Source organism: Polaromonas sp. (genome assembly GCF_012927415.1).
GTDB lineage: Bacteria > Pseudomonadota > Gammaproteobacteria > Burkholderiales > Burkholderiaceae_C > Polaromonas.
The window spans coordinates 1-17,569 of record NZ_JABBPF010000095.1; the positions used below are offsets into that span (position 1 = coordinate 1).

16 protein-coding genes are annotated in these 17,569 nt (G+C 58.2%); 1 reads left to right on the plus strand and 15 read right to left on the minus strand.

Going from position 1 to position 17,569, the window contains the following annotated elements; translation table 11 throughout:
- From HHJ19_RS09830 to HHJ19_RS09870, 9 genes are all read right to left on the minus strand, one after another.
- On the minus strand, positions 1-412 hold a 412-nt coding region (locus tag HHJ19_RS09830), incomplete at its 3' end, for a polysaccharide biosynthesis/export family protein (protein ID WP_296906595.1).
- 166 nt (positions 413-578) lie between these two features.
- Positions 579-1,700, minus strand: a complete 1,122-nt coding sequence (locus HHJ19_RS09835; protein WP_296906596.1) for a nucleotidyltransferase family protein — start codon at positions 1,698-1,700, stop codon at positions 579-581.
- The gene (locus HHJ19_RS09840) at positions 1,693-1,968 is read right to left on the minus strand and encodes a PqqD family protein (protein ID WP_296906598.1); all 276 of its coding nucleotides are present in this window, start codon (positions 1,966-1,968) and stop codon (positions 1,693-1,695) included. Before HHJ19_RS09840 ends, HHJ19_RS09835 begins: the two co-directional genes overlap by 8 nt.
- Positions 1,965-2,828: a hypothetical protein gene (locus HHJ19_RS09845; protein WP_296906600.1), complete on the minus strand. Its 864-nt coding sequence runs from the start codon at positions 2,826-2,828 to the stop codon at positions 1,965-1,967. The genes HHJ19_RS09840 and HHJ19_RS09845 overlap by 4 nt, the downstream gene beginning before the upstream one ends.
- A 2-nt stretch (positions 2,829-2,830) precedes the next feature.
- Entirely contained in the window at positions 2,831-3,958 is a 1,128-nt protein-coding gene (locus HHJ19_RS09850) for a 50S ribosomal protein L11 methyltransferase (protein WP_296906602.1), read from the minus strand.
- A 25-nt stretch (positions 3,959-3,983) separates the two neighbouring features.
- Positions 3,984-4,409 carry a tail fiber domain-containing protein gene (locus HHJ19_RS09855; protein WP_296906604.1) on the minus strand — a complete coding sequence of 142 codons (426 nt, stop codon included), beginning with the start codon at positions 4,407-4,409 and terminating at the stop codon, positions 3,984-3,986.
- A gap of 31 nt (positions 4,410-4,440) precedes the next feature.
- A complete protein-coding gene (locus HHJ19_RS09860) occupies positions 4,441-6,396 on the minus strand; it encodes an asparagine synthase-related protein (protein WP_296906608.1) in 1,956 nt (651 codons plus the stop codon).
- On the minus strand, positions 6,393-6,854 hold the full coding sequence (locus HHJ19_RS09865; RefSeq protein ID WP_296906611.1) for a lasso peptide biosynthesis B2 protein: 462 nt from the start codon (positions 6,852-6,854) through the stop codon (positions 6,393-6,395). Before HHJ19_RS09865 ends, HHJ19_RS09860 begins: the two co-directional genes overlap by 4 nt.
- Positions 6,855-6,936: 82 nt before the next feature.
- A complete protein-coding gene (locus HHJ19_RS09870; RefSeq protein ID WP_296906614.1) occupies positions 6,937-8,637 on the minus strand; it encodes an ABC transporter ATP-binding protein in 1,701 nt (566 codons plus the stop codon).
- 480 nt (positions 8,638-9,117) lie between these two features.
- Here HHJ19_RS09870 and HHJ19_RS09875 point away from each other — a divergent pair, with 480 nt between their 5' ends.
- Positions 9,118-9,753: a YdcF family protein gene (locus HHJ19_RS09875; protein WP_296906617.1), complete on the plus strand. Its 636-nt coding sequence runs from the start codon at positions 9,118-9,120 to the stop codon at positions 9,751-9,753.
- Here the strand turns inward: HHJ19_RS09875 and HHJ19_RS09880 are convergent.
- The 6 genes from HHJ19_RS09880 to HHJ19_RS09905 form a co-directional block, all read right to left on the minus strand.
- The gene (locus HHJ19_RS09880) at positions 9,750-10,877 is read right to left on the minus strand and encodes a glycosyltransferase family 4 protein (RefSeq protein WP_296906619.1); all 1,128 of its coding nucleotides are present in this window, start codon (positions 10,875-10,877) and stop codon (positions 9,750-9,752) included. The genes HHJ19_RS09875 and HHJ19_RS09880 overlap by 4 nt on opposite strands.
- A gap of 213 nt (positions 10,878-11,090) precedes the next feature.
- Positions 11,091-13,124 carry an asparagine synthase (glutamine-hydrolyzing) gene (gene asnB / locus HHJ19_RS09885; RefSeq protein WP_296906622.1) on the minus strand — a complete coding sequence of 678 codons (2,034 nt, stop codon included), beginning with the start codon at positions 13,122-13,124 and terminating at the stop codon, positions 11,091-11,093.
- Between the two features lie 38 nt (positions 13,125-13,162).
- A complete protein-coding gene (galE, locus tag HHJ19_RS09890) occupies positions 13,163-14,215 on the minus strand; it encodes a UDP-glucose 4-epimerase GalE (RefSeq protein WP_296906633.1) in 1,053 nt (350 codons plus the stop codon).
- A 522-nt stretch (positions 14,216-14,737) separates the two neighbouring features.
- Positions 14,738-15,895, minus strand: coding sequence for a glycosyltransferase family 4 protein (locus HHJ19_RS09895; protein ID WP_296906625.1), 1,158 nt, complete (start codon positions 15,893-15,895; stop codon positions 14,738-14,740).
- Positions 15,892-16,833: an NAD-dependent epimerase/dehydratase family protein gene (locus tag HHJ19_RS09900; protein WP_296906627.1), complete on the minus strand. Its 942-nt coding sequence runs from the start codon at positions 16,831-16,833 to the stop codon at positions 15,892-15,894. Before HHJ19_RS09900 ends, HHJ19_RS09895 begins: the two co-directional genes overlap by 4 nt.
- On the minus strand, positions 16,830-17,569 hold a 740-nt coding region (locus tag HHJ19_RS09905), incomplete at its 5' end, for a glycosyltransferase family 4 protein (RefSeq protein WP_296906631.1). The genes HHJ19_RS09900 and HHJ19_RS09905, both read right to left, overlap by 4 nt.

Genomic DNA, 17,569 nt, shown 5'->3' on the forward strand with positions numbered 1-17,569 from the left:
TGAAGAGCGACACCTGCGGATTCTGCAGGTATTTTTCAGCGTATTTCTGGGCAATCAGGATTTCGGCCCGTTGCGCCGAAAGGCCAGCCACCTCTACGTTGCCCACCAGCGCCAACGACACCTGACCCGATGAATTGACACGCACCGTGCGCTTGAGGTCGGGCACGCCAAACACCTCTACATCCATCAAGTCATTGGGGCCAATGCGGTAGTCGGCCCCAAGGCTGGCCAGGGTGCCAAGCGGCATGGCACGACCGGCCGAGGCGGACGAAGCGGCCGAAGTGGGTACGCCAGGCACGGGATCGGGCATGGAAGACTGCGGTGGCACTTCGGCGCCACGCACTTGGGCAAGAACCACCGGCGGCTGCAAAACTGCCAGACAGAGGGCCAGCACACTGAACAAAATTTTCATTAACAATCCCCTAATGCAATCAATGCCAACTCCAGAACTGCACACGAAACCATGAAGTGTTGCTAAAAAACGGCACTTCATGAAAAGGAGCAAGCGACGTGGCAAACGCAATGACGAGTGGGGCCGTTCAATAATCTCGGAATGAATTAGAAACGGAATAAAAAGTTCAATTGCTCACACGCTGCAACGCCCGGTTGAACCGTTCGGCCAACAGCGCGAGATAGCTGCGTCGTTCGCCGCCGTACAGGCACACCAGGTAGTCCCGGCTTGGAAACACACGTTGGCATAACCAGCGCAGGCGCAAACTGACCGTGGGCAGCGCCTTAAAGGTCTTGCGTTGCATGTAGCGCCAGTCCGAAAGGTTTCGCGCGGCTAGCGGTTCAGCCAACTCAGCGTGCCGCAACGCCGTGGTTAACGCCCCAGGAAGTTCGCGGCCAAACGTTGTAGCGGAAACCTCTAGCGCATTGAGCACCACTCCTGCCAGGCCTTTGCTGATCGACAAGGCCGTCAGTTGCTGCCAGTCCGAGGGCTTGAACAGGGCCATCAACACCTCAAGGTCATACAACCACTTGAGCTTGTCATCAACGCCAATTGAAAGATTTAACGCCCGGTGCACGCACGCATGAATGCAGGCATGCACCAGGCCCAGGCCGCGCGCGAGAGGCCCAAGGCGTGGCAGGAGAATTGACTCGGCCATCAGTTCATCAAACGTAAATGCGTCGGCAAACAAGGGCGAATTGGCCAGGCGCCAATGCACATCGACTTCCAGCTGCAATTCTTCGGAAATACGGCGTCGGCACATCAACTCGTAGGCCACCAGGTCACCCGAAGTTTCAGATCGTTGAAGCCCCGCGTGGCACAAACGACCAGCCAATAACTCCGCCGCCTCGCGCGAAGGCACCAGCAGATCCACATCGCTGCAAGCGCGAAGATGCGGAGCAGAATAAGCCCAGTAAGCCAGCGCGGACCCTTTGAGCAGAAGACCTGGAATACCCGCCGCTGTCATTGCATTCAACACACTTCGCGACTCGGCCTCGAACAACATGGACACCATCGCATCCGTGCGCGCAGCGACAGCAAAGGCTTGCAGCACGGCTTCTGGCATTGATGAATGACCCGGCTCACGCCGCGCCTGCTGCAATTGCCAGTGCACCAGCACCACCACGCCTTCGTGGCGCGCTGCGGCCACCAGATCAAACGGAGTTAGCGCTGAGCCAATGGACCCCGGCGAGGCGGCGCCTGCGGCCCATGCAGCCAGCCAGGCCCGAGTTGGCGTGCAATCAGGCATCAACACTCACCAGCTGTCGCTCCAGCAGCGCCTGCACCAGCGCCAGCATGTCGCGTTCAATGTCTTCATGCGCGACCTCGTATTCGGCCAGTATCACGTCGCGAACCTGCACCAGCGTCTGCCCCTCGGCCATCAGTTGCCAGATGCGCGCACCGACCGGGTCCAGGCCGTAATAGGTCCCGTTCGCCAGGTCCAGGATCACAGTTTCGTCGCCGACTTCCCGCGCCATCACCTGGGCGGGAATCGTCACTTTGTCAGACAGGTTCATGTCACTTTGCTTTCTTCTTCAATGGCATGCCGGATGATGGCCTCGCGCACGCGAGGCAAATCCTCGTAACGGCGGGGGTAATCGAGGCGGTAATAGATCGGCAGTTCTGCCAGCCGCACCATCTCGTCGAAATGCCAGGCCAGCAACTGTTTTTCCTCGATGTCGAGCAGAAAGGAATTCCTCACCAGTTCCATGAGCGCCTCGGCCGGCCGCACCGCTTCGATTACCAGCGACGGCGCCACGCCCTCACCCAGGAAATAAACACGCCTCAGCGGTTGTAGCTGGTCGCAAAAGGCCATCGCATCACCCGCCAGCAAGCGTGCCTTGGTCGTATATTCCACCGCTGGCACGAGGTCCACAGCCTGTGGGATCAACGCCTCCTGGCTGTCTTCCCAGAGGCGCACGGAGGGGTGGCTGGGCGTAATCCGGCACTGCCCGTCCAGCCAGTCTAGTTGCAAGCCGTCATCAGTCAGGAAGCGCGCGCCTGTCGTGGCAAAACTGGCCGCCAGCGTGGACTTTCCTCGCCCGGATTCGCCGGTGAAGGCCACACCTTTTCCATCGATTACCACCGCACTCGCATGCAGCACCAGCCGCCCTTGCCGACTGAGCGCCAGCGGCAAGACCTGATTAAGGTGCAGATGCTCCACCGTTCCCGGTGACACTCCCGGGACAGGCCAGGCGGTAGCCTTTCGGCCATCACGCGATACCTCAAAATCCGCCAGGTCTGGAAAGCGCAGCAGGTAGCTGCTGCTCAGCCGGTAAAAGAGGGTCCACTCAGTCCCATTAGGAAATGTCCACTGGTGAAAAGGCCCTTGGGGCAACTGCGCCTGCGGCCGGGCGTCCAAAGTCTGCAAAGTCACGGTCACTGCGTATCCCGACTCAAAACTGCTGTTATAAAACGCGCGGTTTCTGCCCTAGACGGAAAAAGCGCCGGATGATCGCGCATCACAGCCTGCTGCACTTGCGCCACCGAACGCTGTCCGTCGCAATAACCCAGCACGAGACTTCTGGCATGACCAGTTCGGCTAAAGTGAGGAATGTGCTCCGGATGGTTTCTAATAATTTGCTCTCGATCCAGCAACTCACCTTGCCACGTGGAGTGGCTAAAGCGGCGACCCGAGGCTGAATGCACAACAACCCAGGCAATCATATGATCCGCAGGTCTTGCCATTACCGTCACATCAAGAACTTCACCGCACTTCACGGGCAGCGCGTCTTCAATCGGAAGAAAGGCCTGAGGTCGGCCGATGGCGAAATCAGACAAGGGAGAGTTCGTCATCCAGACACTTTCTGCCAACTCACACTCGAACCAGCCTGCCAAGCCGTGCAAAACGCCATCCCGCTGAACCGTCAAATGTGCAGACCATGAAAAGAAGTCGGGCTGATCGACTTGAAGATTAATGCAGCACAGTTCGGAAGGGGCAGTCAGCAGTTCGTCACGCTGCAAGTTCACGGCATGCTTGCTGTTGACGCTGTTCTGGCGAACCCAGTGGAACTCGGGCGGGATGCCAGGCGCTTGCCAGCCATCAGCCAACTGACGGCCTTTCTGGGACTCGACCGCGGCGATATGGAGCTTTAGCCGACTTGGAATCAGCATGCCACCGGGCTTGAGGAAACGCTTTCGCGCATCGGCCAACAAACCAATTAGGCCATAGTCAAAACCGAAATAGCCCACATGGTCGCAGATGACCACATCCACACGCTCCGGCAAATCCACTTGGAAGGAAGAGCCGCGAATGAAATCGACTTTGGATGCGCGACCAGCACGGGACAGTGTTTCACGTGCGACTTCTATGGCCACTGATGAATCGATGGCGTGGACATGCCCTGCACCTGCTTGGAGACACAGCATCCCTAGCACTGCCGTGCCGCAGCCGACGTCAGCCACATGGTCGCCCGGTTGCACGATCTTTTCAACGGCTGCCCGGTAGAGATCGAGCCTATGGGGCAACGATAGATACCCCAAATGCTCTTCGAGCGATCCGCTCATTAAATCACCGATGCCGAAGCCTGAATCAATGCACGCGACGCGGGGAGAGGCTTACCCCAAGCATGGCGTAGTTGACCCGTTTGAAACCGTCACCATATGTAACCACTGCGTCGGGCATCACGGTTTCAACCTCCTGAGCCATGACGCCAAACTGACGTCCGCTCCCATACAGCTCGCTGAATTCCGGCTTGTAATCGAACAGATACAACCCAAAACCTAAGGGGTGGTTCTCGACGAATACGATATCTTGCTTAAGTCGCATGTCGCAGGTAGCCATAAAAGCCTTACCGGTAGACGTAGAGTTTTCGGAGCTGCCATTTGTACCGTTCTGGGTCAAAACGCTGACACATCCATAGCATACAAGCCCAGGGGGCTTGTACTTTTTCTTTGCATTTGTCGGCGCAGTGAAGAATTCGCTGGCTTGCTGGGCCTGTGACTGATTCAAGGACATACGAACCTTTTGTTACTAATTGTTATTCAGTCTAGCAGATTAATGATGTGCTTTGAGCCCGTAGCTCAATGCGATGTAGCCAGCGTTCGAGAGCGACCAGTTCGCTCATCGAATAGCTAGGGCTTGTGTTTGTATCAGTTCCTTCTTTGTCTTCGCTGTATCTGGACCAAAGGGTACCTATATTTACGTAGGGTCTCAACCTTTGCAGGTCAACGACCATACGCTGCAATGCTGGCTTTGACCATTCATCCATCAATGATTGATAAAAATGGAAGCCCAAGTGCTCCTTGCCACGTCGCCACCGCACCTTGTCGTCGAGTTCCATAGCAAACGCTGTGCGAGCGAAGTGTTTTGTCCAACCGTTGCGCTGTTTGTAGCGCAGCGGCAGACGTAAAAAGAACTCCACGACTCGCTTGTCAGCCCAAGGGTCACGCAACTCCACTCCATAGCGACCCGCGACACGGTCATATCCAGACAACCCGGACACTAAACCCCACGGGCCTCCGTTAAATCGGGCAAGTCCTTGCCGGTGATCTTCAGAAGATGCCGCGTTTATCGCTCGACGATTTGTTTGTAGGCGCAAACGCTCAACCAAATCAAGTTTACGGACGAAATCTGGGTTGATCGCACCACTCGCCAACCACGTCTCTTTATGCCGCATCCGAAATACCAAAGATCTCGCAGTGACGGGTGCATAGGCAACCCATGTGTTTTTCAGCAAAAGCATGACAGGTGAAGCACCTTGTAAAAGAGTGTGGTTTTCGCTAATAGCCTTGCATTCACTCCACGCCTGCCGCCAATCGCCTTTGCGCAGAAGGTGTGCGGGAAACTTGTCAGGGCCCGCCATGGTTAAATCTCCACTAACTCCGGTCAGCATGACACGATGGCCCTGCGCACCTGCGGCTTTGCACATGACGGCCGGCAATAAAATTGAATTATCGATGGGATGCGGCTTTGACCAAGCAACTTCTATCAGATCCTGCACATTGGCCATGCCCTTGAATGAGGGCACAGAAACGAAATGTGCATTGCCATGCAAACCTTTTGTCAAGCTCAGTATGCATTGGCTTTCCACACAGTTTTCGGGCTCATCAGCAATGGCAGAGTAGGTATGAAACTGCTTGCCCGGCATCTCCGGCAACAGTCGCCGAACCATGGCCAAAATTCCCGCTGAATCCATCCCACCACTCATCATGGCGGCGACAGGGCCAGCCGAACGCATACGGCAACGAACGGCTTCAGCAAACACCGACAAAAATGCTTCCTGACACTCTTCATCAGATGAATAAGCACTCTCAATGCCTGCGTCAAGCCGCCAATAACGGGAAGCACTTAGTGCTCCGTCCCGGGAAACCACTACGCTATTTCCCGGCATTAGGCCCTTCACGTCATGCAACCACGAATACTGGTTGTCGAAGCTTTCGGGCGGAAGCACCAACATATCGGCGATCTGCAATTCGTTGGGCCGCCCGGAAACTCCCGGCAAGACCAGCAACGACTCCTCTTCAGAGGCAAAAGCAAAGTACCCCCTATTGAGAGTGTAGTAGAGCGGCCTTGCACCGATGTGATCGACCGCACAGAAAATTTCCTGACGCGTTTTGTCCCACACGGCGAAAGCGAAATCCCCGAGCAATCGCAGAGGACATTGATCACGCCAAATAGCAAAGCTTCGCATGACAAGCTCCGCATCGGAGTTATTGCGCAAACGGGCACCCGACTGCAAAATGCTGCGACGCAATTCCTCGCGATTGTCGAGACGGCCGTCCCAGACAAGCACCAGGCTTTCGTCCTCGTTAGTCAGCGGCTGGGTTTCTTCCAGCGACTCGGGCGTGGTGCGCAGCATGCACTGGCCCAGCGCCACGTTCCCCTTGCGCCAGTGATTGATGCCGTCCGGCCCTCGGTAGTGCATGGCTGCCGTCATGGCCTCAACCTGGCCGGGCTCGACGGGCTTGCCGTCGAAATGAATGATGCCTGTGATGCCGCTCATGGTGCTTGAAATGCCTTTAATGGAATCAGGTCGCCAAATGACGCAAACAGCGCGCTCACGTCGGGACCGTCGTTGACGGGAACGCCCTTGCATTCCACCCAGGCATGCGCGTCAAGCGCGCCCCGCCTCAGTCGCACGCCGATGCGCAACTGACTCTCTACCCCGCGTCGCCGCAGCAGCCAGCCTAGCAACAGCGAGCGCGTAAGGCAGGTGCGCGAGCCCAGCGTGTGGCGCGCCGCGATGTTGACGAGTTCACCGAGCGCCTGAACCTCGGGCAGCGTGATGGCAGGGCAAATCGGCTTTCTGGCGCGTTCAAGCCGCGCCTGGAAGCGCGGCAGCCCCAGCACGCGCAGGCCAAGCCAGAAAACCGGCATCCACGTAGCTGCCGCCAGCAGCGTACGCTGTTCGGCGTGGCTGAGTGCGCGGAATTGGGCCAAGTGGCGGGCAAGGTTCTTCAAGTGAAATATCCAGCGCCTTTAAAGCGATTGATTTGCATGCGAAAAGTGGATTGCCGCCTTCGCGAATGACGATATTTTTCATCTAAAAAAATGCGCTCGAATTGGGTTGCAACAAAGGCGAAAGTTGCGGACCGCCAGGGGTGTCAAAGCATTCAATGATACGGCCCTCTTCCAGCCGCAACACCCGGTCCGCCAGCGCCAGACTCGCAGGCCGGTGCGTGATGAGGATAACAGTGCGCCGCGCCAGGATCTCGTGGCATTCGGCGATAAAGGATTTCTCGCCCTCGGGGTCGAACATGGCGGTGGCTTCGTCCAGCACCAGGATGGGCGGGTCTTTCAGTAGCGCGCGCGCCAGGGCGATGCGCTGGCGCTGCCCGCCTGACAGGCGGATGCCCTGGTCGCCAATGAGGCTGTCATAGCCGTGCGGCAGCCGGGTGATGAAGTCGTGCGCCTGGGCGGCGCGGGCAGCCGCCATGACGGCTTCGGGCCGTGCATCAGGCAGGCCGTAAGCGATGTTGTCGAACACGCTGCCATTGAACAGCAGCACATGCTGCGGCACCACGCCGATCTGGCTGCGCAGGCTGGCCAGCCCGACGCTGGCGATGTCAATGCCGTCGATCAGGATGCGGCCGGCCGTGGGCACCATCAGGCGCATGAGCAAATGCGCCAGCGTGCTCTTGCCAGCGCCGTTAGGACCGGTGAGGGCCACGGTCTCGCCGGCGCGGATGTGCAGCTTGATGCCACTCAGCGCAGGCGGTCGGTCGGGGTAGGCAAAGTGCAGGTCGTCGAACTCGATCTCGCCGCGCACGGACGGCAGCGGGTGGCTGGTGCCGGTCGCTGGCTCGGGCGGCTCGCGCAGCACGTCGCCCAGCCGCTCCAGCGCCCCGCGCGCCTGGCGCGTCTGGCCATATACGTCGGCCAGCGAACTAACGGGGCGGGTCAGCAGCGCGGCATAAAGCAGAAAGCTCACCATGTCCGCCGGGGTGCGGCCCTGCGCCACGCTGCCCAGCAGCCAAAGCACCAGCACCATGCCGGCCGCAGCCAGAAACTGCACACTGGGGCCGAGCGCGGCGTATTTGAATTTTTCCTGATAGCTCAGGCTGACAATGCGGTCGATGTGCCGGCGGTAGCGGGCCGACTCCAGCGGCTCGCGCGTGAAGGTCTTGATGGCGGGCAGCATGGTCAGGTTCTCTTGGGCAACGGCCACGGCATCGGCATGCGCCTGCTGCAACTGACTTGACAGCGGCCGCAGGCGGCGGCCCAACACTTTCAGCAACAGGTAAAACAGCGGAATCATCACCAAAACCAGCAGTGTCAGGCGCGCGTCAATGCGCAGCATCAGTAGCACCGCGCCAATCAGCGTCAGCAGCATGGGCAACACACTCAGCAGCGTGCCGCTGATGTAAGCAGCCAGGCGCTCCACGTCGTTGGTCAGCAGCGCCAGGATTTCGCCGTGCCGGCGCTGGTGAAAATAAGCCAGCGGCAGCGCCTGCAGATGGTCATACAGGCGGGTACGCAGGTCGGCCAGGATGGACTCCGCGGTGCGCCCCAGCAACCAGGCGTTGGCAAACTTCAGCAGCGCCTGCATGGCAAACAAGGCGAGCAGGCCTAGCAGCAGCGTACCGCCGGCATGGGCCGCGCCAGTCAACAGGCGCGCGGCAAACTGGCCCGCCAGCCAAGGCACGGCCAGCGACGCGCCGGTTTCCATCAGCATGAGCAGCGAGCAAAGCGCCAGCGTGGCGCGCCAGGGCCTGGCAAGGCCAAGAATCAATCGTAAGTTCATCGTTTCTTGTTTACCGCGGGCCTTGCCGAAAAGCCAGGCCGCCCTGGGCGCCACCTAACCGGAAGCCCCGCTTGGTGAATATTGCCTGGGCCGGGGCTTGTCAAACTTGGCATTCCTTGTTGCCTGATTTTTAGTCACGATTTACCCAGAGACGCCGTAAACAACTTGTAGCAGCGAGTCGCAGCAGGCTAACTCGTTTGACTTGGCGGGATTCTAGCCGCTGACGCATATCATCCGCGATAAATTTGAAGGTGGCTTCTAGTGTGCTGCGCGGGATAGCACCTGCAGCGCATGAGCACTCGTGTTTGGTAGTATTCATTTGCAGGCGTTACGGTGCGGTTTTGGATGGCTGCATCGTGCGGTGAGGGTCAGCCGCACGTCTGGTTGCCCTCTTTGGCGAGTAACTCTTCTCGCTTTAGGGTTTTGCAAAAAGGCGCCTTGTGATCGACGCTAGAAGTTTCCGAAGGATTGGTTTTAACGATGAATCAGGCGCCGGTTACCGAAGAGCCAAGGAGCCGCTCTGGCCATTTAATAGTCTTCGTCGCGCTCGGTCTGCTTGCTTGTGGCATTTTTTTTTGCAGCAAGGCGGGCGGTATCTGGCTGATCGCGTCAGTCGAGGAGGCGTCCACGCCAATTTCTGCGCCGGCCGCAAAACGCGGGCAGGCGATTGTGGTTTTGACCGGTGGCGACGACCGCATTCGCGAAACTGTGCGCCTGCATCGTGAAACCGGGCTGCCGGTCCTCGCGTCTGGCGGTGATGGCGAGGCCACCGCCATTAAAAGGCAGCTCGAAAATGATTTTCATGTGGCCGTCAAATGGACAGAAGATAACTCACTGAACACCGAACAAAATGCTTTTTTTACATCCAGAGTTCTGGCGCGAGAGCACATTCAACGCATCATTCTGGTGACGCATGCCATGCACATGCGCCGCGCCAAAATGATGTTTTCAGACAAGGGGCTTGAAGTGATTCCCGCGCCAACTCATTTTTCGCACCATGCCCCACTTCTATGGCGCGATTTCCTCCCTGGCATCGAAGGCCTGCGACTTGCAAAATCTGCACTGCATGAGATGCTCGGCCTGGCTTGGTACTGGCTTCGTCAGGTCGTTCATTAATCAGCCTGGTCGCTAGCAACTATTTTTGCCACCACCGCCAGATACCGCTCAATCACCAGCCGCTCGTCGAAGTTCTCCTCCACAAACTCACGCCCACGGTGCCCCATGGCCTGGCGCTCTTCAGGCGTCAAAGCCATGAAACACAGCAACTTGTCAGCAAGGTCCGGCGCGTCAGCGGGGCGACACAAAAACCCCGTTCTTCCGTCAATGACCGTGTCACGACAGCCCGGCGCATCAGTGGTGATGACCGGGCGAGCCATGGCAGCGGCCTCGAGCAGCGTGCGTGGCACGCCTTCACGATACGACGGCAGCACCACGCAGTCGGCCTGCATCAGAAAGCCGCGCACATCGTCGGTCCGGCCCAGGTAAGTCACCACGCCCTCGGCCAGCCACTCGTCCATCTGCTGGCGGGAAATGGCTGACGGGTTGTCTACATCCAGAAAACCCAGCAGCTGAAAGCATGCGCCGGGATGCAAGGCGCGCACGCGGCGCGCAGCCTCTACACATTCACCCACGCCCTTGTCCCACAGCATGCGAGCCACAAGCAAAAAAACCGGTGCTTCCGCCGCCCGCGCGACCAGCGGTGCAGGCACAAAGCGGCTCAGATCAACCCCCGAGCCGGGCAGGCGTTCAGCCTTGCTGGCCTGCACCAGCGCACTGCTGACAAAAACCCCCATGTCGTCGAGGTTCTGAAAGAAAACCCGGTATGCACGGCCAAAGGTCAGCCGGTACAACAGTTTTGCCACTTGCGTCACCAGCGACTTGCGAATAAACGCCCGGCCCAGGCCCGAAACATTGGGTACAAATGCAATGCGCAGCGCGATGCAGGCCAGTGCTGAATACAAATTGCCTTTGGGCGTGTAGCTCAGCACCAGGCCCACCCGACGGCGGCGAAACACCGCCCCCAGGCGCAACACCGACTGCAGCTCGCGTAACGGGTGCGTGCCGCCGCCCGAGATCGGCACTGCCTCAAAACTTACGCCTGCATCGCGGAGGCGCTGGGCGTAGGCGTCATCCGGCGCCACCGCCACCACCGTGTGGCCTGCAGCCTGCAGGGCCAGCATCAGGTTAAGGCGGAAATTAAACAGATACCAGCAGGTATTGGAGACAACGGCAATGCGCATTGATGGGTTCAGATTTTGAAAGGGGTTTTTTGTGGCCGCCATTGGCGGGCGAGACGATTGCCTTTGGAATCTGTCCGTACTATTTCAGGATGACGACGCCTTGGTCATGGATTGCCACGCTGGCCGTCACTACGACGGGCAAAGCGACGCGGCAATCGCAATGACAGGACAAGAGTGGATTGCCGCACTTGGCTCGCAATGACGGCCAAGCGCCTACTGCTCCGCCAGCCACGCCTGAAACATCAGCACCGCCCAAAGGCTGGCGGTGTGGTCGCGCTGGCCGCTCAGGTGCTCGGCCCACTTGGCGCGAATCGGCAACGGATAAAAATAGCCTTCCGCCTGCAAACGCTTTTCATCCAGCAGGCTTTCAGCCCATGGCCGCAGCGGCCCACGCAGCCACTGCCCCACCGGAATTCCAAAGCCCGCCTTGGGCCGCTCAATCAGTTCGCGCGGTACATGCCGGTACAGCACCTGGCGCAGTGCCCACTTGCCCTGCCCGCCCCTGATCTTCATGTCCAGCGGCAGCTGCCACGCCAGTTCGGCTACCCGGTGATCCAAAAAAGGCACCCGCGTCTCCAGGCTGATCGCCATGGCCGCGCGGTCTACCTTGCACAAAATGTCATCGGGTAAATAGGTCATGCTGTCGCGGTACATCATGCGCAGCTGGCTCGCTTCCACCCCGTGTGCAGGCGCCGGGTCATCGAGCAGACTGGGCGGCTCCACCACCATGCCACCGCCCTCCCCGCGCACCACCTGTGCCGGGTCTTGCCATTCGGACACCAGACTCAGGTACAAATCGTCCAGATTGCGCACACCGCGCAGGCGGGCACCCAGCTTGTGCGCCTTGTCGCCGGCGCGGGCAATGCCCCTACTACCGGGAAGCAGGGCGTTGACCGGCCGGCTCAGTGCATCCCATCCCGCCATGGGCACAGCCGTGATGACAGCGCCTAACGCCTGACGCACGGCATACGGCATCACGGCCAGCTTGTTCCAGATCCGCGGCCCCCAGAAATAACGGTTGTACCCGCCAAACAGCTCATCGCCCGCATCGCCCGACAGCACCACCGTGACATGCTGGCGCGCGGCGCGGCACACCAGGTGCGTGGGAATTTGCGAACTGTCTGCAAATGGCTCGTCGTACATGGCCGGCAGCTGGGCAATCACGGCTTGCGCTTCCACTGAGGTGACAAACAACTCGGTGTGCTCCGTGCCCAGGTGATGCGCCACGGCGCGCGCATAGGGCGATTCGTCGAACCCCGCCTCTTCAAACCCCACGGTGAAGGTTTTGACCGGGTCAGCGCCACTTTTCTTTGCCTGCTGCTGCATCAGCGCGACGATGGCCGACGAATCAACCCCACCCGACAAGAACGCGCCCAGCGGCACATCGGCCAGCGACTGCAGGCGTACCGCTTCGGCCAGCCGCTGCTCCAGCGCATCGACCGCCGCCACCTCGTCGGAAATCGGGCTTTGCGCCCCGGCCAGCACCACCTCGGCCAGTGACCACCAGCGGCTCAGGCTCAAGCTGCCGTCAACAGCAGGCAGGCGCAGCAGCTGCGCTGGCGCGGTTGTGGGCGCAGCGCCCTGAATGCTGAGCAGGCAGCCTGGCTCAAGCTTGTAAATGCCCTGGTAAATGCTGCGCGGTGCAGGCACATACATAAAGCGCATGTACTGCGCCAGCGCCTGCCGGCACACCGCATTGTTAAAGCCCGGAAAGACGCGCAAGGCTTTCAGTTCAGAGCCAAACACAAACGCCCGCCCCGACTCGCCGCCCGTCCAGCCGTAGTACAAGGGCTTTTCACCAAAACGGTCGCGCGCCAGATGCAGAGTGCGCGTCTGCACATCCCACAGCGCAATGGCAAACATGCCAACGGTGCGCTTGAGCGTTGCCTCCACGCCCCAGGTTTCAAAGCCCGCCAGCAAGGTCTCGGTATCCGAATGCCCGCGCCAGGCCATGCCATGGCGCTCCTCCAGCGCCGCCCGCATCTCCAGGTGGTTGTAAATCTCGCCATTGAAAGCCATCACATACCGCCCACCGCTTGACGCCATGGGCTGGTGCCCGGCGGGCGACAGGTCAACAATGGAAAGACGGCGGTGGCCCAGCGCAAGGCCAGCCTGTGCATCCGCCCAGGCGCCAGCGTCGTCCGGCCCGCGGTGCGCGATGGCCTCGGCCATCCGGGTGGCGACAGCCTCAAGCCCCCCCCCCAACGCGCTCACGTCAGCGGTCAAAAATCCTGCAAATCCGCACATTTAATTTTTATCCTTGTTGATGACCGAGAGCACGCACGTCAGCGGCGCGACGGGACGACCGCCGCAGGGGCCCCGAATCGATAGCCGTCCGGATTCTGGCTTTGCCAGCGCCAGGCGTCGCCGCACATTTCCGCCAGCGAACGCCGCGCCTGCCAGCCCAGCAGCTGCCGTGCCAGCGAAGGGTCGGCGTAACACTGCGCTACATCGCCGGCGCGGCGCGGCATGATCTGGCAAGGCACTTCGCGGCCGCTCGCTTGCTCGAACGCCCGCACCACCTGCAGCACGCTATGGCCCTGACCCGTGCCCAGGTTCACGGTCAAATGCTGGCCATGCTCCAGCAATGCGTTCAGTGCGGCGACATGGCCTTCAGCCAGATCCAGCACATGGATATAGTCACGCACCCCAGTGCCATCAACGGTGGGGTAGTCGTTGCCAAACACCTGCAACTGCGGGCGCTTGCCCACCGCCACCTGAGAGATGTAGGGCATCAGGTTATTGGGAATGCCGCTCGGATCGTCACCGATCAGACCACCAGGATGCGCCCCCACAGGGTTGAAATAACGCAACACGGCTACTGCCCAAGCCGGGTCAGCCCTGCACAGCGACGCCAGCATGTCTTCGATCATCAGCTTGGTATGGCCATAGGGGTTGGTGTGGCTGCGCGGGAAGTCTTCGGTCATGGGCACCGCGTGCGGATCGCCATACACGGTGGCGCTGCTTGAAAACACCAGCGTCCGACAGCCCGCAGCAGTCATCGCTTCCAGCAGCCCCAGCATGCTGGCCAAGTTATTGCGGTAATACTTAAGCGGCTGGGCAACGCTTTCGCCCACTGCCTTGTAGCCCGCAAAATGCATCACCGCCTGCACCCTGTAGCGGCGCAGCACATCGGTCATGAAAGCCGCGTCAGCCACATCGCCTTGCTCGCAGGCAATGGCTTGCCCGGTGATTTGCCGCAAACGCGGCAGCACCGCCGGGTGACTGTTGGAAAAGTTGTCAACAATCACCGGCGTGTAGCCAGCATGCACCAGCGCCACGCAGGTGTGGCTGCCGATATAACCGGCACCGCCGGTAAGGAGGATGTGTTGAATGATGACGGCCCCGGTTGAAAAATAAATCTGATGTCGCAGGAATCTGCCCTCAATCAAGCCTCGCCATAGGCGGATACGAGCTTCTGCGCACCGCCCCTCCCCGTCATTGCGATTGCCACGTCGCTCTGCTCCTCGAAATAACGGCCAGCACTGCAATCTACGCCCTGTCATTAAGAGCGCAGCGCAACAATCGGTCGCCGGCCTCTTCAACCATGGATCGTCATGGCCCTCGGCCTCGAGATGAAACCCCTCCAGATCTGTCCGCACCTCCAAATCGTTGTAAATCTCACTATTGAAGGCCATCACATATCACCCCCCCGCCTGAGGTCATGGCCTGGTGCCCGGCGGGCAACAGGTCAACAATGGAAAGGCGGCGATGGCCCAGCGCAATACGGTCTGCGCGTCACCCAGGCGTCAGAGTCGTCGGGGCCGCGTGCTGGGTGGCGCTGGCCATCAAGTGGCGGTGACCGCAGGGCCACACAGCTCCGCTAGATGCGCCAACAAACAATCTGCTAAATCACACATTTATCGGCCGGTAATCGACGCAACTGTTAACTGCTGCATCACGGTGAGCGTTCTCTCTGTCATTAGAGCAAGGCCGTATTTATCAATTTGCTTTTCCTTGCCCGCGGCACCCAATACGCGCAGCCGTTCGGGCGCTGCGAGCAAATTTCTTAAAGAACTAAGCAATTGCCTGGTATCGAATGGCTCAACCAATTCGCCATCTACGCCGGATTCAATTATTTCGTTGATTGCAGGAACATCGAAGGCTACTACTGGTTTGCCGTGATACCAAGCCTCCAGCACGACTAAGCCAAAACCCTCCGCCGCTGATGGGATAACCATAAGATCTGAATCGCGGATGTAGTCATGCATGTTGTCCCGAAACCCTTCCCAATGAACATTGACAGACAAGCCGAGCGCATCGGTGCTTCGCTTCAGTTCCTCAAGTAGCGGGCCTGCCCCCACCATCACCACAGACATATTGGGGAATTCACGAACAAGTTCCGGCAGTACGCGGATCAATAGATGATGCTGCTTAACCCGTACCGCCCGACCAGCGACAACGATCTGTGGTGTACCAAAGCGCACTCCACCAAGTTCAACCATGGAGGGTGCATTGGAGAAATCGAAGCCGTACGGTATGGCCATAACCTTACTGGCTGCGATGAGATTACCCTTTACCAGAAATGATTCAAGCGCAGAAGAAATACAGACCACCCGATCGGTATAGCCCCCCGCCCAGCGGGTAAGAAGCGACATCAGATCCTTCCTGAGATAGGCGGGATTCAAGCCGTGACGAGTCTGATAAGACTCGCTGTACCCATGCTTAACCGACAGGAGGCGCAGCGCGGGCATAAAAAAGCGCTTGACACAGGCCCCCCAGACATCAGCATGGATCAGGTTTGATTGAATGACATCAAACTGGTGGTGCTTTATAAACCTTGCCAAACGCCAAATCAGCCAAGGACTAATTGACAAACGAGAATCCATGATGTGAACCGGTATACTTGCAGCTCGGAGTCCTGCAATAAAAACTCGGTTCTTCTCCGCATTGGCGGGATGCTGAACAACCAGAAAAGCGGCATCTACACCCCGCTTACGCAACTCGGGCAAAATACTCAGGAAATAACGCTCCGAGCCCGATATCCCCGCCATTTTCTGGAGAAGCAAGACCTTCACGCAGCGATTTCCTGCTGAAATCGAAGCGTCAACCGGATTCCATTCTCCAATTGTGTTAAATCCCGACCAAGGATCGAACGCATTCGAGTGACATCTGGCAACCGTCGAGTCATATCCCCCTCCGTTAATGCTGGCAGGTGCGTGATATACGATTTGGACCCGGTAATCTCAATTATCCGCCTTGCCAAGTCGAGCATGGAAATCTCGACATCGCTACCGATGTTGATCACCTCATTCACTCCAACGCCGTCGTTGAGGAGTTTCTGCACAGTGTCGAGGTTATCTTCAACGTAACAGAAGGTTCGGGTTTGACTACCCTCACCATAAATTGTCAATGGTTCACCGGTCAATGCCTGCGACAAGAACCGTGACATTACGAAATCGGTGCTCTGCAATGGACCATAAGTATTGAAGAAGCGGAATATGGTGTATTCCAACCCATACTCCTGATAAAAGGACTTGAAATAAGCCTCTCCCAAATTCTTCACGATGGCATACGGTAACCTCGAATTGAGCGGCGTCGTGGACTCCCGCTGGGGAAATTCAACAGGTTCGCCATAAACCTCCGAACTAGACGAATAAAAAACACGCCGCACACCAGTGGATTTGGCCAAGCCAAGGACATTCTCAATTCCTTTAACGTCATCCAGTACCATCCGAGGCGATTCAAGGGTCCGCTTCACACCCACGACTGCAGCGTAATGGAAAATGTAGTCAAACCCACTCGAACACATGATTGGCGCCATTTCATCCATGCGATTGCAGTCCGCTTTGATGAAACGCCAGTTTTCACCCTCAGTCTGAGGTAATTTTGTGCGCGAACCAGTAAGCAGATTATCAACAACGACAACAAAATTATTTGGGTCCGCAACCAAGCGGCGAGCGAGGCTACCACCAACGTTACCCGCACCGCCGGTAATCAGAATTTTTCTTTTCAATTTCTACTCCCCTGAACAAGATTATTGTAAGACTCAAACATAGTTTCGTTATTGTATAAACGGATTACCAGATCCCGTGCATCCGCCATAAACCGCGTCTGTAAATCAGGATTTGACTGAAGCAGTCGAATCACATCGGCGAATGCCTCTGGTGTATTTTCTTTAGCCAATAAACCAAATTGTCTCTCGCCCTGCATAAGTAAATTGCTTATCCCTGGTACGGCTGATGCTACTATTGGCAATTCCATTGACATGGCTTGGAGCATGGCTGTGCTAAGCGCCTCGCCTTCAGAAGCATGGGCGTAAAAATCCAGCGACTGAAACCAGGATACCAAGTCAGCCTGGTCAAGATTTCCCATCAGTTCCACATGATTGCCTAGTCCCAATCGACTAACCAGAGCCTTCACTTGGGCATGACAGACGCCATCGCCAGCCAGTGACAGACGCCAGTTCACCTCTGGCTGGTGTCGAACCAGCAAAGCCAAAGCCGAAACCAGCAAATCCTGGCGCTTGGTGTCGGTGAATCTGGCGGCCATTCCGATCCGTACCATGTGGGCAGGTGGCCGGGGTGCTGCGCGCCGATAACGTGCAACGTCGATACCATTGGCAATCACAACCACCTTTTCAGGTCTTTTAAAGCAAGAAAAATAAGCGACGTGCTTGTCGCGGTACCCGCCCGTAAGAACAACTACAGATCGAGCCAAAACCAGCGCGAGTGCGCTCATCGCCCTTTCGC

Bases quoted from the DNA above. Each gene is read 5' to 3' on its own strand.
- HHJ19_RS09835 (WP_296906596.1), bottom strand. From the start codon at position 1,700: ATGCCTGATTGCACGCCAACTCGGGCCTGGCTGGCTGCATGGGCCGCA.
- HHJ19_RS09840 (WP_296906598.1), bottom strand. From the start codon at position 1,968: ATGAACCTGTCTGACAAAGTGACGATTCCCGCCCAGGTGATGGCGCGG.
- HHJ19_RS09850 (WP_296906602.1), bottom strand. From the start codon at position 3,958: ATGAGCGGATCGCTCGAAGAGCATTTGGGGTATCTATCGTTGCCCCAT.
- HHJ19_RS09855 (WP_296906604.1), bottom strand. From the start codon at position 4,409: ATGTCCTTGAATCAGTCACAGGCCCAGCAAGCCAGCGAATTCTTCACT.
- HHJ19_RS09860 (WP_296906608.1), bottom strand. From the start codon at position 6,396: ATGAGCGGCATCACAGGCATCATTCATTTCGACGGCAAGCCCGTCGAG.
- HHJ19_RS09870 (WP_296906614.1), bottom strand. From the start codon at position 8,637: ATGAACTTACGATTGATTCTTGGCCTTGCCAGGCCCTGGCGCGCCACG.
- HHJ19_RS09875 (WP_296906617.1), top strand. From the start codon at position 9,118: ATGAATCAGGCGCCGGTTACCGAAGAGCCAAGGAGCCGCTCTGGCCAT.
- HHJ19_RS09880 (WP_296906619.1), bottom strand. From the start codon at position 10,877: ATGCGCATTGCCGTTGTCTCCAATACCTGCTGGTATCTGTTTAATTTC.
- asnB (WP_296906622.1), bottom strand. From the start codon at position 13,124: ATGTGCGGATTTGCAGGATTTTTGACCGCTGACGTGAGCGCGTTGGGG.